The organism is Iodobacter ciconiae, from assembly GCF_003952345.1.
GTDB lineage: Bacteria > Pseudomonadota > Gammaproteobacteria > Burkholderiales > Chitinibacteraceae > Iodobacter > Iodobacter ciconiae.
On sequence record NZ_CP034433.1, the window covers coordinates 581,729 to 598,744 of the forward strand.

General features: G+C 51.4%; 8 protein-coding genes. All 8 read left to right on the forward strand.

The annotated features are described in order from the left end of the window. Window positions 1-8: 8 nt before the first annotated feature. The 8 genes from EJO50_RS02555 (at window position 9) to gspG (ending at window position 17,014) form a co-directional block, all read left to right on the forward strand. Window positions 9-1,061: an NIDO-like domain-containing protein gene (locus EJO50_RS02555; RefSeq protein ID WP_125971430.1), complete on the forward strand. Its 1,053-nt coding sequence runs from the start codon at window positions 9-11 to the stop codon at window positions 1,059-1,061. 8 nt (window positions 1,062-1,069) lie between these two features. After that, entirely contained in the window at window positions 1,070-6,610 is a 5,541-nt protein-coding gene (locus tag EJO50_RS02560) for a PKD domain-containing protein (RefSeq protein WP_125971431.1), read from the forward strand. Next, a complete protein-coding gene (locus EJO50_RS02565; RefSeq protein ID WP_125971432.1) occupies window positions 6,601-11,613 on the forward strand; it encodes an RHS repeat-associated core domain-containing protein in 5,013 nt (1,670 codons plus the stop codon). Before EJO50_RS02560 ends, EJO50_RS02565 begins: the two co-directional genes overlap by 10 nt. Further along, window positions 11,610-12,098, forward strand: coding sequence for a DUF4265 domain-containing protein (locus EJO50_RS02570; RefSeq protein ID WP_125971433.1), 489 nt, complete (start codon window positions 11,610-11,612; stop codon window positions 12,096-12,098). The genes EJO50_RS02565 and EJO50_RS02570 overlap by 4 nt, the downstream gene beginning before the upstream one ends. After that, window positions 12,095-12,472, forward strand: coding sequence for a glutaredoxin family protein (locus EJO50_RS02575; protein WP_125971434.1), 378 nt, complete (start codon window positions 12,095-12,097; stop codon window positions 12,470-12,472). The genes EJO50_RS02570 and EJO50_RS02575 overlap by 4 nt, the downstream gene beginning before the upstream one ends. Before the next feature lie 26 nt (window positions 12,473-12,498). Next, window positions 12,499-15,138, forward strand: a complete 2,640-nt coding sequence (locus EJO50_RS02580; RefSeq protein WP_125971435.1) for an Ig-like domain-containing protein — start codon at window positions 12,499-12,501, stop codon at window positions 15,136-15,138. Between the two features lie 92 nt (window positions 15,139-15,230). Then, the gene (locus tag EJO50_RS02585; RefSeq protein WP_125971436.1) at window positions 15,231-16,571 is read left to right on the forward strand and encodes a hypothetical protein; all 1,341 of its coding nucleotides are present in this window, start codon (window positions 15,231-15,233) and stop codon (window positions 16,569-16,571) included. A gap of 5 nt (window positions 16,572-16,576) precedes the next feature. Next, complete coding sequence (gspG, locus tag EJO50_RS02590) at window positions 16,577-17,014, forward strand: type II secretion system major pseudopilin GspG (RefSeq protein ID WP_125971437.1); 438 nt, start codon at window positions 16,577-16,579, stop codon at window positions 17,012-17,014. The last annotated feature ends 2 nt before the right edge of the window (window positions 17,015-17,016 follow it).

The window sequence follows — 17,016 nt, forward strand, 5'->3', positions numbered from 1 at the left end:
TTGGTGCGATGGTTACATACAGAGGGATCATCATGACGGGATCGGGGTTCTCCAAGTTGGCGGCGGTTATCTGTTTTATCACCAAGTGGTCATTTGAGAAGCATCACTTGGGTGGTCGCCTTCCTCTCGGGCATTTAGCTGGATGCATGTCCGGTGCCTTTGCCTACGCCGTGCGCATTCTTTCAATTTGCCTCTTCATGATATGCGTCGCGCCTGCGCATGCCGGAATCAATACTGGTTTGGTTGGCGATGATGTGGCAGCTGGGCCATTTCCTATAGGGTTTACCTTTAATCATTATGGTCAGCCCGTTACTCAATTCTACATAACGACTAATGGCCTGATTCAGTTCTCTTCTTCTACCAATGCTTATTCCAATTCTTGCTTGCCTGCATTGGCAAATACCATTTTTGTATTTTGGGATGACTTGCGCACAGATGTTCCTGGTCAGCCGAACGGAAAAATTCAGTATGAAACGATTGGAGAGTCCCCTAGCCGGCAGCTTATTGCTCAGTGGACGAATCAGTATTTCTATGGATCCAATTTGCCAATGGGGACTTTTCAGGCAATTCTGTACGAGGGTAGTAATCAGATCAAATTGCAATATCGTTATTTGCGCGAGGCCTTGAGTACCGGGGGCAGTGCTACGATAGGTATCCAAGGCCCTGCCAGTCAGGTCGCATCTATCGGGTGCAATAAAACAGATGTGATTGCTGCACAACAAGCTATCTTATTTAGCCCGGATGCAAGCGGGATCAATTACGTGGTTGACACCGCCGCCGCTTATGAGTTCATCGACATATCCGGATTGACGCCTGACCCGCCATTCGCAGCACGCCGATATACCAACACCGCCCCTCAGTGGGCATGGGCCAAGGTTCCGGATTTAAATACCTACCAAATTGAGATTCAAAAGGAGACGGGCGAGCCAGTTTTTACTCAAACATTAGGGGACGTAGGCAGTTTTTCCTGGGCGGATGGTTTTGTTTCCGGCGTGACTTATCGCGCACGCATTCGAGGCAGTATTAACGGGGGGGCACTTGGGAGCTCTGGTCGGGTTTGAGCCAGCCGGTGTCCATCGATCAAGCTGCTCCAGAGGGTCGAATGCTGTTTGCGGCACAGACTGGCCCCTCGTCTGTGGAGTGGCGTTTTTCAGCTACTGACTCACTCAGCGGGGTGGAGCGGCTACGGCTACAAATAGCTTCTGACGCTTCGTTTGCCAATTTGCTATTGGATACGCCACTATCAGCCTCTACAACCAGCTATAACTATGCGGCTGCCATTGCGGGGCAACGGTTATTTGGCCGGATCATCGTCACAGACCTTGCAGGCAATGTATCAGACCCAAGTATTTCTAGCGACGTTCAAATATTGCCACCTCCACAAGCGGCCTTTACCGCAAATATCCTTACCGGTGAAGCACCGTTGGAGCCTGCATTTCAAAACACCTCTGCGGGTGAGGCAACGGCATATCTGTGGAATTTTGGGGATGGCCGCAGCAGCAGTACTACAAATCCAAGTGTCCGCTATACCCAGCCGGGTGTTTATGCCGTCATCTTGCGAGCATCTGGGCTTGGCGGGTCTACTGAGGTCAGCAAAGATATCACGGTTACACCTGATGTCACAAAACCAGTGATAAACCTGCCAACGATCAATGGCGCACCCATTTCGTCCACGGTGCTCATTCAAAAAGCAGAAACGATCTATTTTGGTGTTTCGGATGCCAGCGGTGTGGATGGGGTTCGTGCCGAGATGGCCGGATCAGCTGTGGCATTGCAGAACCTGGGAGGGGGCAGTTACCAGTTCAACATCGATCCCCTGCAGTATGCAAATGGTGACTATGTCCTCTCTCTTGTTGTGAACGATGTGGCAGGTAACACTACAACACTTAACGTACCCGTTAATATTAATTTACCACCTCCTGGCGCACCAACACTGAGCAGTGTGCTTCCTGCAAAAACGAATCAAGCTTCAGTTCGAGTTCGGGGCAGTAGCCCTCTAGGTGCAGAGGCGCAGTTTTATCTGAACGGCATTGCGCAATCTTCCTGGATTCCCGTTATTAGCCAGATTTTTGAGGCTGATCTGATTTTAAGCGAAGGCATCAACACAATCACGGCCGTCGTGCGCAATAACCGTGGAATCAGTACAGCAAGCAATGGGCTCAGTACTATCTTTGATACATCTAAACCTAATGGCCCCTCCGGGCTGACCGCTAGTTCATTAGCGCAAGGAAAGGTAAGGCTAGCGTGGATGCCATCTCAAGATGCCGCTTCTGTTGGTCATGTCGTCTGGCGTTCTATCAGTGCGTTTGATGCGCCTGCACAGGGAACATTGCTGACGCTCTCTCCAATTGCTGGTGCTAGCTTTGAAGACATGCCACCAATTGATGGTAACTATTACTACCGGGTTGCATCGGTCAATCAGCTAGGAACCTATAGCAAGCTATCTAATGCAGCACAGGCAACGGCGGACAATGCTGTGCCTAAAGCCTTGTCCATCACTTATACATCCTTGGGGAAGGTCGATGCTGCCACAGGTCGCTATGGCCAAGGGAGGGTCAATCTGGTTTTGACCACCAGCGAAGCACTGCAAACTGTTCCCTACCTCTCAGTAGTACCTCAGGGTGGGGCACCTATTCCGGTCGAATTGCAAAAGGTGAGTGAAACAGTCTACAACGGCAATTTTCTCGTTGATGCTAATACCCCTTCTGGGGTGGCCAACCTGCTGTTTTCAGCAAGAGATATGGTGGGTAATCGTGGCACAGAAGTTCTTGCTGGCGCTACCTTGCATATCGATACCCAAGGGCCAACTTTATCCAGTATTACTTTGAATCCGGCGGCACCGATCAAAAATGACTCTGCACAATTGGTACAGGCAACGTTCGGTTTTAGTAAGTCACCAGCTCTAACGCCACAGATCAAATACCTGCTTTCCGGGCCCCTGCGTTCTTCGGTCGCCGTGGCCAATCTGACGCGTACTAATAACACCACTTATACAGCTAGTTTTTCTCTGCCTTCTGACGCTGGTCTGGGCGGGTCTGAATCCTTGAGCTTCAGTCATCAAAGCCAAGATGATCTGGACAATGTTTCGACCAAGGTGCCCGCTTTTAATCGCCATCAGGTCTATCAGGGCAGCCTCCCTCCCTTGGATGCACCATTTGGGTTTGGTGCCAAAGCCCTGGCAGGTGGTAAGGTTAAGTTAATGTGGCAGGCTGTGAGCGAAGCAGGTAGCTACCAGATCTACCGGCAAGCGCCGGGTGGCACATTACAAGCGTTAACTCGCACAGCTGGCATTGAATACATTGATCAGACGCCAGCTGACGGACGATATAGTTACGCGATTGCTACGGTGCGGCAAGCCAATGGTCAAGAGTCTCTGTCGGCACAAACGGCTGCCATTGAGGTGCTCGCCAGCGCTACTGCACCTGGAGCTCCCCACAACCTGACTCTGAATCTGACAGGGCAGGGGATTTATGCCGCATGGCAACCCCCTCTATCCAGCACTGTGGACTATTACAATCTGTACCGGGCCAATGGAACCACTATTAGTAATATTGAAGGGTTAACGCCAATTAAGGTACGTATCAAGTCTGCTCAAATCTATGACACAAGCCCATCACCTAAGCAGGGGGCCTATGTTGTCACAGCGGTGGATGCGGCTGGTAATGAATCGGCAATTTCAAATTCGGCTTATCTTAATGCCAGCTTATTACCTGTGCGTGATGTGCAGATTGAGCAGTTAGACAGTAATCTACCGGTAATCAGTTGGACGGTGCCTAATGGCAATGTCAGTGGTTATCTGGTTTATGTCGGCCCGGATGCCAGCAAGTCCAGGCTAAGCCCTAACCCAGTCACTAGTACACGTATCACTGACACAGGCTTTACTTCAGGTGAGCGGCGCTACACGATTGCCTCGATAGATGCTAATGGTGTGGAGATGCCGCGTACCGTTCTATTGCCCAGCATCAGTAGCCAGGTCGTGTCAGGCTTACCAATCAAGCGTGGCATCATGAATAAGTTGCAAGTACAAGTTGCTAACACCTCGGCGGTGAGCATAGGTGGTGTGCGCGCAGTTGTACGATTGCCTGTTGACCGGGATGCAATTCAATTCAAAGATCACAAATCAGAGCCCGTCACACTTGCTCCGAATCAAACCTTATTGGTGCCTGTAATTGTTGGTGGCTATGCTGATCTGCCGGGAGCGCCTACTGCACAAGTTGGTGTAGAGATTGCCGCTAACGAAGGAGAGCTGGTCAAAGTAGTCCGTAACCAGACAGTCAATGTGGTAGAAGGTGCGCTGGTTGTGGGTATGGCTAGCGACGAATTTACTCGTGGAGGTACAGGTAAACTTAAACTTACTATTGAAAACACAAGTGAAGTAGATATAGAGCTTTTGACAGCAACACACAACGGTGCCAACGAGTCCAACGAGCTGCGATTCAAACTGCTGGATGCTGATAATAATATTTTGGCAACCCAAGCCTATAAACAGGTCTTTGGTGCCAATATCGTTACATTAACCAATGGTCAGACTGTTGCGCGCATTCCTGCTGGGAGCACGTACGTTTCCGACACGTTTAACCTGAATGTGCCAGCCGCCAGCCCCAATAGTATCCGTGTTCGACTGGAAGTCGATAAATTGCGTTACCACAGTGGGCAGGAAGACGAGGTACAGATCGCCGGGCGAGGATCAGAGCGAACCGTTTCTCTGTCGGATACTGCTTATTTCGGGAAAGTCACCCAAGTTACTCCTATTACCTCTTTTGGTGATCAGGATATCGTCATTTCTGGTCACGCCTCGGATCGGGCCAGTAACACCCCTCTGCCTAATACACGCTTGAAGCTTATTTTGAATCAGCAGGGGTTTGAGCGTAATTTCAACGTGCTGACTGATGCATCGGGCGAGTTTGTTTATACTTTTAAACCCTCCATCACAGATGCCGGGCTCTATAAAGTGAGCGCGGTGCATCCTGAGATCACGGACCGGCCTGAACAAAAAGCCTTCACGATTAACCGGGTTATAGTGGGTCCTACACCCTATAAATTGGACGTACCTAAAAATTACCCGTTTATGATTCCCTTTACTGCTCGCGCAGGTGTGGGTACATCAGCCACAAATCTACGATTGATATTGAATGCGGCATCTCAGCCTACTGGACAAATCCCAGCAGGTGTCAGTGTCCAATTGCCAGCACCACTGAGTCTGGCTGAGCGGCAGACGCTCAATCTGCCAGTACAATTTACTGCCAATAACGAGGCTCAGCCTTCGGGGACCTTAATTTTTGATGTGCTCAGCGATGAGCACGCCAGCACACCAATTGCTCAAGTTCGAGTTGATTTCACTCTGTCCGAAGCCAAACCCTATTTAATTAGTACGCCTAGTTTGATTGAAACCGGTTTGGCGCAAGGCAGCAGTCAGGTGGAATCCGTTACGGTTAAAAACAATGGTTTGCAAGATGCACTTAACTTGCAATTCATGTTGAGTAAAACAGATGGTAACCCAGCTCCCGCGTGGGCCAGTATTGGCAGCGCTGCAAATGGTACTTTAGCTATTGGGCAAAGCCGCTCCATTGACCTGGCATTTTCACCGCCAGCGGGGACTCCGGAAGGTATTTATGAGTTCAAACTTAAAGTCAGTGGCGACAATGTGCCCAGCCAAAGTCTCAATGTCTATGTGAGCCTTACGCAAAGCGGACAGGGTAGTGTGCTGTTCAAGGCCGCAGATATTTACACTGCAACCATTGGTAAAAACGGCAAACTTATCCCCGGTCTGGTGGGGGCCAGCATCACACTGCAAAACGAGGATGTGCCTACTGTGAGCCAGGAATTGGTGACTGATGTACTGGGTGAGGCCTTATTTCAGAATCTGCCTGCAGGTCGCTATAAATTCCGTGCCAAAGCCAGCAACCACCAGGAAATTGGCGGGCGCCTGATCATTAAGCCGGGCATTACGGCTAATCAACCCGTGTTTCTGGATTACAACCTCATCTCTGTGGAGTGGAGCGTGCGTGAGATCACCATTCAGGATCGCTACGAGATCACACTCAATGCCACTTTTGAAACTGATGTACCTGCTGCCGTGGTTGTGATGCAACCCACCGGCATTAATTTGCCCAAGATGGCCGCAGGCGATGTGTTCTACGGGGAGTTGAATCTCACCAATTATGGCCTGATTCGCGCAGACAACGTTAAGCAACGTCTGCCACAGGGTGACGCTTATTTCCGCTACGAATTTTTGGTTGATGTACCAGCTACCTTGGAAGCCAAACAACGCGTCACAATTCCTTATCGGGTTATTGCACTGCAATCTCTGGAGACTGCGGCTAACAGTGGTACAGCTTCGGGGGGCGGCTGCCACAGCTACAGCAATAACTATGCCGTTACTTGCGAATTTGTATGTGCCAATGGTGTGCAATCATCTTGTAGTGCATCTACCAGCTGGTTTTCGGTGAGCAATAGCTCTTGTGGTGGTGGAGCTGGGGTTGGTAGCGGCGGAGGCGGTGGCGGTGGCGGAGTAGGGGGCGGTTTTGGCGGCGGTGGATCCAGCACAACGATCCTGATGAAAAATAAGAAATGCGTGTACGTACCTAAGGGTGGAATGCAATGCGACTGATTGAGAGTATCAAAATGAAGAAATACGGCTCCCAGCGTTTACTGGCACTCGTTTTTTTTCTTACTGCTGCCATAGGTCCTGTTCTCACTCAAGCCCAGAGCGTTCCGTCAAGCAGTATGGGGGTGAGTGTGAGCTTACCCAATGGCTACGCCAATATTAGTCCGCAATCCATGCGCCTGATGAGTACTACTGGTGAAGTACGTTGGGTGCGGATGTGGGACGGGCAGGAATGGAAATTCCAACCGCAATGGGAAAGCCTCTCGCAGAGTTGGAAAAATCTTACCGGCAGCCAAAGCGCAGACACCACAGCAGGCACTGTCTCCAGTGGGGGGATGGCTGCTTTGTCTTCGGGGAGCGGCTCTGGAGGAGGGTGCTGGGTTTGGGTAGATGAAGACTGGCAACCCTCGTCCGGTGGCGGCACAGTGTTGATTGGGGGCATCCCCGAAGCGGGTCCCATGCTGGCGGCACGTACTACTCCGTTTAACCGGCTAATGGGCGAAGCCCGTGTGGATTACCCGCCAGTTCAGCGCGTCAGTGTAGATTACGCCAGCCTCTGCGCAGGTTCCAGTATTAGTGGGAGTAATAGTTTTAGGGATACTGAAGGTATCCGTCGTATCAATGAACTCTATCTGGGAGACAGCGGGCGTTACGCCTTCAACAATCGCAGCATTCTCGAAAAGCGTGCTGTGCAGCAACTGTCCACTTCCCCAGCAGTTAGCGCATATAGCCAACTGGCCAGCGGGCGCGTCACGCTTAGTGCGCAGACTAATCACAAAGGCTTTCGATGGGTTGATCGGGGAGGGGACTGGATCGACTACAACACCCAAGGCCAGGTAGTAGCCTATGGAGACCGTAATGCTAATACCGTTTGGATGTTTCGCGACACAAATGGCATCCTGCGAGGCGTGGTGGATGCTAATGGCAGGGTACTTTGGAGCCTGCACTACACGGGAGAACTACTTACCGAAGTTAAAGACTATCCAGCCAGTGGCATTACGGGTGATTTACCCAGTCGCAGTGTTAAATATCAGTACGATGACAAAAATCGCCTTATCAAGGTCACTGACGTGCGCGGTAATGTCACCCAGTATGACTACGATGCTGGCAACCGTATCACTAAGGTTACTGATCCGGAAGGCCGGGTGGAGCAACTGGTTTACAGTGGCGACACTGTCAAGCAGCGCATCGCACCTGATGGTGGGGTGACCGATTACATATTTGATTACGACGATACTAACAAACAGTTTGTTAGCAAGATTAGCGGGCCTGAAACCTCAGCAGGCAGGCGTGTGGACGATTTTACTCATAACAGGGTGGGCAAGCTGGTACGGCAAGTTGTTAACGGACGCACGGAAGCTGAGGTGCGCTACGATACAGGCGCACATGCCGAAATTGCAACGAATGCCCGTGGTTTTGTGACACGTACTACCACTAATGAATTTGATCAGATCACAGAAGTAATCCATCCGGATGGTGCAGTTACAAAACACACTTATTCGGCGTTGCATTTGCGTATGACTGAGAAAACCGACGAGCTCGGCATCAAGACCCAGTACCAGTACGACACACGCGGTAATTTGCTCAAAAAGGTCGAAGGTGCAGGAAAAGCTGATGAGCGTATTACTGAATACACCCGCAATAGTCTGGGGCAACCTATTAGTATCTCTCGCAAAGGTCGTGCTGAGACCAACGGAATTATTACTGCAGATGCCACCTGGCAGTTTACTTTTGACGCTCAAGGCAAAATTAGCCAAACCACTGACCCTGAGGGGCATGTCCGGCGCTATCAGTATGATCGCTCTGGTAATTTAATTGCTTACACCGATCCTTTAGGTAAGGTTACTCGGTACGAGGTGGATGCAGACGGCAACCTTATTAAAGAGACTAACCCACTGGGGCATAGCCGCAGCTATGTTTACGACAAGGTTGGTAATCTCATCAGTGAGACCGATGCCCGTGGCAAAGCCACGTTGATGGCTTTTGATGCCATGAATCGGAGTCTGCAAAGCACCAGCCCCATTGGGGGGGTGGCTAAGGTGCAATACAACGCCCAAGGATTGCCAATTGCAGAAACCGACGAGGATGGTCGGCGTAACCAGATTGAGTACGACAACTTTCAGCGCCTGACACAGCAAATCGATGGTAAAGGCAATATCACGAGTCATGAATACACCTTGGCCGATGGTAGCGGCGGTACTATGGGGTCTTTGTTTGCTCCCACGCAGACTCGCTACCCCACTTATGCCGAGCAAAAACGCTTTGATGCTGGTGAGCGTCTGACCAGTCACACCATACTCAACCCTACCCCTTTGGGTACTGAAGGGCTGATCAACACCAATAAATACGACAAGGGTGGGCGCGTCACCGAGACCACTAATCCTGACGGCAAGACCAACTACTTTGCGTACGACGCCTATGGCCGCACCACACGTTTCACTAATTCGCTAGGCGAGTCGGTAGAGCTCACCTGGGATGTGCGCAGTAACCTCATTCAAGTCAAGGATGCAAAAGGCAACACCACCAGGTTTGAATATGACCGCGCCAACCGCTTGGTCAAAGAGACCTTGCCGCTCGGCCAGGTGACGGCCTATACCTTTGATGCCAAAGGCAACCGCCAAAGCGTTACTGATCCGGCAGGCAACCGTACCCAGTACAGCTATGATGCAGCGGATCGTCCTACCAAGACGGAGGTTTTTGTTGCAGGAGCCAACAGTGCCAGCCTCACCTACACCTTCGCCCACGATGAAAACGACCAGCTCACCGGCTGGAGTGATGGCACCAAAAGCGCGACTTATACCTACGACGACGCGGGCCGCAAAACTGGGGAAACCGTCAACTACGGTAACAGTGTCAGTCTGAGCTACGTTTACACCTACACCTCGGCAGGCTACGTCAAAAGCCTCACCTATCCCGATGGCACACAGGTCGATTACAGCTTTGACGCCCATGGCGAGCTGGGCGGCATCAGTATCCCCGGCGAAGGCAACTTCAGCGTCAACGAATGGAACTGGGTCGCGCCCAAGAAGCTCACTTTCCCGGGCGGCAGTACCCGAGAAATGAGCCATGACGGCCTGCTTAAAATGACCGGGCTCAAAGTCAAGAACCCAGGTCAGCAGACCATCTTTGAAATTGCCAACCAATACGGCAAGCGCGATCAAATTACCCAGAAAGCACTCACTGATGCTACGGGCATCAGCAGCAACACCCTGACCCAGCAATACCGCTACGATGATGAGCAACGCCTGACCCAAGTGAGCCGCGACATGGGTGGTCTGTTCGGGCAAAGCCTTGAAACCTTTGGGTTTGATGCCGTAGGCAATCGCACTAGCCACAGCGTGGTCAATGGTACACTCACTTATGACGCTAACAACCGCCTGATTCAGCGCGGTACTGGCAGCAATGCCATAGCCTACCAGTACGATGCCAACGGTAACCTCAACCAACAAACTACGGGTAGTAGCGGTAGTATCGGCAGCATTCGTAAATACCAATACGACCCGCTCAACCGTCTCATCGCTATCCGTGATGGCGCAGACCAATTGGTCGCGCAGTACGAGTACGACCCCTTCGATCTGCGTCTGGTCAAAACCCTGTACCGTGACGAAACCGGTCAGCCGCTGGCTACCCCCAAGCGCATTCACTATCTGTACAGCGATGACGGGCTGATCGCCGAAGCCAATGCCCAAGCTCAAGTCACCACCCAATATGGCTGGAAGCCCAATGGGCAGTGGAGCACCGATCCCGTTTTTATCAAAACTACCATTCTGGGTACGCAAGGCAATTCGGCGCAAACTGCCTACGCCTACTTCCACAACGACCACCTGGGCACCCCACTGCGTGCCACTAATCAGGCGGGCGAACTTGTCTGGCGTGCTGAGCATAGTAGCTTAGGTGTTGCTACTCTTTCACCTGATAATCGTCTTACAAACAATCTGCGCTACGCTGGTCAGTACTTTGACACCGAGAGCGGCCTGCACTATAACACTCGGCGTTATTACGACCCTATTGCTGGGCGCTACATTACCCAAGATCCGATTGGCATAGCAGGCGGCTGGAACCTCTATGACTACGCCAATGGCGACCCGGCCAATCAACTCGATCCCAAAGGCGAATGGGTGTGGGTGGTCATCAATGTGGCGATGACGGTATACGACCTCTACACCGAATACCAACAATACAAAGAAACGGGTTGTATTGACTGGACGCGTCTTATCCCAATGCCCAAGTGGATTCCGCGGCTCAAGTGGCTCCCAAAACGCATCCGTAAGTGTAGCAACCCCTGCGAATGTCTGATGGGCGGTGGCGGTAAGAATAGCTTTACCCCGGACACCCTGGTTCATGCCCTGGATGAACATGGTCAGGCCACGCTCAAACCAATTGCCAGTCTGAAGCTGGGCGACAAAGTGCTGGCCAAGAGCGAGTGGAAGGCACAAGGCGAGAATCTGTCTTACGAGCTCATTACCGACATCATCAGTACACCCAACCAAGAGCAGAAGTGGGTGGACATCACCCTGCAAGACGGTAAGACCATTACTGCTACCCAAGGGCATCCGTTCAATACGCCCGAGGGATGGCGTGACGCGGTGATGCTGAAGAAGGGCGACAAACTGACACTCAAGGGCGATGTTGATTCAGATCGAATGCTGGAAATTACCAGCGTCACCCACCGCACCGAGACCCAAACCACCTACAACCTGGAAGTGGCCAATGCGCATACTTTCTTTGTGGGGGCGGAGGGGGTGTTGGTGCATAACGGCATGTTTCCACGACCCGTAAAAAATAAAGGTCGCCAAGAAAATTACGATACATATGGCCGTTATCAATGTGAGCAATGTGGGGTTGAGTGCGTTCTACCTAAGCGCCACAAAAAAGGGGAGCGCCCTCCAGATAATGAAGCACATGGCGATCACATCGAGCCTGCTGCATTGGGTGGCCCGGATACTTTGGATAACTTCCAATTGCTTTGCCGTAAATGTAATTTGGCGAAAGGAGCAAAACCATGACACTAGGCTCCGAAAGTTTGTTGAAAGTGGTTTTCTCCGTTGATACAGGGGATGGGCCACTGCCAAAACTCAAAAAAGAGTCAATCTGGGGAGAGCCAAAAGGAAAACGTAAGGCCGTTTTGAGGAATGTTCCATTTTTTGCTTGTAATGTGGCCTTGGGTGATTTGATTGAATTCAAGACCGAAAGCAATGAACATGTATTTATATGCGTTCGCGAGCCAAGCTCAAACTCGACGGTGCACTGCTTTTGTTTTAATCCACCACTATTGGCCATCGTCAAGACAGCGTTGCTAACTGTTGGTTGCACTATTGAGATCGGCCCGATTCCTGAATACCTTGCTATTAATGTTCCATCAGTCCAGGCTGCAAATTGCATCAAGGCTTTAATGATTGAACATGCAGCCTCAGAGCAGTTGTGCTTTCAGGTTTCTTGCAGCCGACACCCGGATGTGTTGGAAGAGAAATTTGAGGACGATTCCGCATGAAAAACCTCATCGGCTTGACTCTGGTCATCCTACTCGCCAGCCACATTGCTTGGAAACAATGGGGCCGCGATAGTGCCTCATCAGACTTGACCACTACCCAAATCCAGCAGCTTGCCGCCAGCGTCAAAGCCGAAGAAGTGGTTATGTACAGCACCACCGAGTGCCCGCATTGCAGAGAAGCCAAAGGCTGGCTGGCGCAAAACGGCTTTGCCTTCACCGAATGCAACATGAGCAACGATCCGCGCTGCGAGGTCGAGTTCAAAACCTATGGTGCCGATGGCACCCCATTTCTGGTGATCCGGCGCGGCGGCAAAGAGCGCCACATGAAAGACGGGTTTGACTCCGATGAATTTTTAGCGGCATTGCGGGGTTGATGCAATGTGCATGAAGGAAACACACGATGACTGAAGGCATGAATGACGCTACTTCCGCGCTGAGCCAGCACGCGAGTCCCCAAGGGCACAGCACCTATGCCTTATCCGCCGACAAAGAACGCTTCGGTAACACACAGCGTCATGGTTGGCATCGCGCATGGGCTCGGAGCTGGGGTGTGCTGTCGCTGCTCACATTGCTGTCCACATCGCCCGCCTGGGCGCAAGAAACCGTGTGTGCGCGGGTAAAAATCGAAATCAAGCAGGAGCTCACGCTGGAGCGTCAGGCTTTTGATGCTGAAATGAAAATTAATAACACCACGGATACCGGGGTGATTGAAAATGTGGCCGTCGAAGTCAGGATTACCGATGAGGCAGGAACACCAGTGCTTGTCACCGACAACCCTAATGATCTGTCTGCCAAATTTTTTGTACGTTTGTCCGGTAAACAGAATATTGCGGCAGTGGATGGCTCCGGTACTGTCAATCCCAAGACTACCAGTACTATCAACTGGCTCATCATCCCGGCTCCGGGCTCTGCGGGTATCAACCCTTTGGGTAAAAAATACCTGGTGGGGGCCACGCTCAAGTACAAGTTCGGAGGCGAGGAAACGGTGCTTAATGTGGCCCCCGATGTCATTACAGTTAAGCCACTGCCTCTCTTGAGTCTGGACTATTTCTTGACTCAGGATGTATGGGCTGACGATCCGCTGACTACGACGATTGAACCTATCGAACCCTTTACGCTGGGGGTGCGCATTAAAAATAATGGTCATGCCACGGCAAGGAATATCAAAATTGATTCTGCTCAACCCAAGATTATTGAAAACAATCAGGGCTTATTGATTAATTTTCTGCTTACCGGCAGCTACGTCAACGATGCCCCGGCGCAAAACACTCTGTTAATTAACTTTGGTGATATTGCTTCAGGCACCAGCAAGATGGGGCGCTGGAATATGGAAACCACTTTAGCGGGCAAATTCACCGAATTTACCGCCCGTTTTAGCCATGCCGATGAGCTGGGGGGGGCACTAACTTCGATTTTGCAGGCCACTAATGCACATTTTTTGATTCGTGATGTGCGCGTGGACTTGCCGGGGCGTGACTACGTCCGTGACTTTTTGGCGCGTGATGGTGATGTGATCCGCATATATGAATCGGATGGCCCCGATACTGAGGTGACTGATCGCAGCAGTGTAGCTACGCTTACAGCAGGCACTGGTAATAATGGTAATGTTAGTTACAAATTAGGCTTTCCTGCCACGGCTGGGTTTGCCTATGTGCGTTTGCCTGATCCCTTCAAAGGCAATAAGGCTTTGGGTAGAATCGTACGCTCGGATGCAAAGCAGTTGCTGCCTGAAAACGTATGGCTCTCTAAAACCCGCAATGAACAAACTAAACAGTGGGAATACTGGGTCAACTTCTTTGACGTGAACACCACGGGCCAGTACGACAGCGAATTCCAGGCCCCACCGCCGGTGGCCTTGCCGCCAGTGGTGCAGTTCATCCCTGATCGTGTAGTCAAGGAAGGCAAGCAAGTGTCCTTCCTGGCGGAAGCCAGCAGCCCTGATAGCCGTGCAGTTAATTTGACCGCAGCCCCATTGCCAGCAGGAGCCACTTTTACTCTGCAAGCGGTTGATGTGGCTAGCCCGGGTATGCGCCGTGCCATTTTTGACTGGACGCCTGCCACAGGAAGTGCGGGTACTTATCTGATTACTTACACCGCCAGCGACGGCACGCTCAGTGCGGCGCGTTCGGCTACTGTCAAAGTGGAAGTAGATACCCCGCCGCCGGGACCAGGTACTCCCACGATTGACTCGCCTCTATCTGGAGCACAGGTCACCAGCCTGAAGCCTAACCTGTCTGTACGGACTTCAAGCAGTGCACAGGATCCTTCCACACAGGTGCAGTTTGAGTTATACGCCGATGAGGCTGAGACCCAACTTGTAGCTACTGCCACAGTGCCTAAGGCAGCTGCAGGAAGCTCGGATGGTCATGTTGTGGCTATGCCCACCCAATGGCGAGTACCTGCAGATTTGACTGACAACATGCCCTATTGGTGGCGAGCTCGTACTTATGACGGCACCTTGTACAGCTCCTGGTCGAATGGCCGTTTCTTTGTCAATACCTTCAATGACCCACCAGATAGTTTTAATTTGACCAGCCCGGCACCTGGTGCCGAGGTTTCCAGCCTGTTGCCCATATTGAGCTGGACCAACAGTGTGGACAAAGACGGCGATGCGGTTAGTTACAACGTGCTGGTGTACAAAGATGCAGCGCTGACCGAATTGGTGGCTGAGGATCACGATCTGGTTCAAGATTCCAGTGGTAGTACAAGCTGGGTGCTGAGTACATCATTAAGTAATCATGTGACTTACTACTGGCGTGTAATAGCTAAGGATGCCCTGGGTGCACAAACGCCGACAGTAGCCCGTGCCTTTGTTGTCAACACAGGCAATACGGCGCCTACTTCACCTGTACTGGCAAACCCGGTAGCGGGCGGACAAAGCAGCAGCACCAATACATTGCTCAGCATACAAAACAGCAGTGATGTCGAGAATGATCTGATTACTTATGTATTTGAAATTGATACTGTCAATACCTTTGATTCGGCGGATAAACGTAGCTCGGGCCCCGTGATTCAAGGGGGGCTGGAACCGGCTGGATAACAACCCCGCTGGTTGAGAACAAACACTATTGGTGGCGCGTCAAGGCGCAGGATGCTCGTGCCGAATCAGCTTGGGTGGTGGGTGACTTCTTGATGAATGCCACAAACGATGCACCACCAGCCCCGACTATAAAGAATCCAGGTAATGGTGCTTGGACGGCAACTCAGCAGCCCAGTTTGGAGGCCAATCCTGTATCAGACCCTGAAGGCGAAGCTGTGCGCTATCAGTTTGAGGTGTACAAAGATGCGGGGTTAATGCACAAAGTTGCAGATGGCACTTCAAATAATACAGGTTTGATCATGCCGATTGTACTGCTGGATAAAGCAACTCACTGGTGGCGTGTGCGAGCTGTTGATCTGCATAATGCGGGCAGTGCCTGGAGTTTGCCAGCGGTGCTGTATGTGAGCACCGCACCGTACCAGGACCCCACTATTGCGCTGACGGAGCCTGCAATACCCATGCTTCCAGAAGTCGTCAATACACCAGCGGGTCACCGTAAGCAGGTGACGCTACGTTGGGAAGGTACAGATCCTAATATCGAGCCTACAGTTGCGCTTTATTGGAGTGCGACAAATAGTGGTTTTGCAGGGAATTTGATCGTCGATGGCTTGCGTCAGAACGCTGGCACACAGTCTGGCAGCTATGTGTGGGATGTGAGCAATTTAGCACCGGGTGCTTACCATGTGTATGCGGTCATTTACGATACTAAGGGTGTAGGCAAAGCTTATGCACCTGGTGCAGTGGTTATCCCAAGTGCGCAACAGGCAGGTAGCATTGTGGTGACCGCGGGTAATAACCTGCGTACTTCTGAAAATGGCCGAACCACGGCGTTTAATATCCGTCTGGGAAAAGCGCCAAAAGATAAGGTTGTTATTCCCTTGTCCACCAGTAGCGCGCGCGAGGGTGTTGCCACGCCTGCTGACCTGACCTTTACTCCGCAAAACTGGGCAGTAAATCAGGCTGTGACGGTTACTGGCCAGAATGATTGTGCACCGGATGGTAGCAAAGCCTATCAGGTCTTCTCGGGAAAAGCACAGTCGGTGGATCCGGACTATATCGGCCTGTCAGGTAGGTCGGTAAATGTGGTCAATACCGACAATATTGATTTCTCCGCTACAACAAGTAACCGTAATCTGCATATCTGCGGGCTGAGCAAGATTAGTGAGCGCAAGGTCGATGCCCGGACTTGGGAATATACCTTGCGGGCTGAGCTGACTAATTCGGGGCATGCTGTTAGCGGCATCACGGCTCAATTGCGGCAGCTTCCTTTTGGAATCCAAATGCTTGATAACACCTTGGTATTCGGTGCAGTGGGGCAAGGCGATATTGCCAAGACCAACGATACGGTGATATTGCGTACGCGTATTCCAATTTCTGCTGCAATTTTTAAACTGGGAATAGGATTCAAATGGGATATAGTGGTTCAGCCATGAAAAAAATGAGTTTGAAACACCAAAGGGGTTCGACACCAGTGTATATGCGCGGGTTTACACTGCTTGAGTTGCTGGTGGTTATTGTCATCATTGGTTTACTGGCTGCCTATGTTGGTCCGCGTTATTTTGCTCAGCTGGGAAAGTCTGAGCGCAGTACAGCCAAGGCGCAGATTGAGGGTCTGGGCAAGGCTCTGGATGCGTACCGCTTGGACACTGGCTATTACCCGAGCACCGAGCAAGGGCTCAATGCTTTGGTTGTACGGCCTAACGATGAGCCCAAATGGAATGGGCCATACCTGCAAAAGACCGTACCCCCTGACCCGTGGGGACGGCCCTATGTTTATCGCTCACCTAGCCAAACAGGTGATTTCGATTTGCTTTCTTTTAGCAAGGATGGTCAAGCAGGGGGTGAGGGAGACGGTGCTGATGTGTCATATCGCTGAGT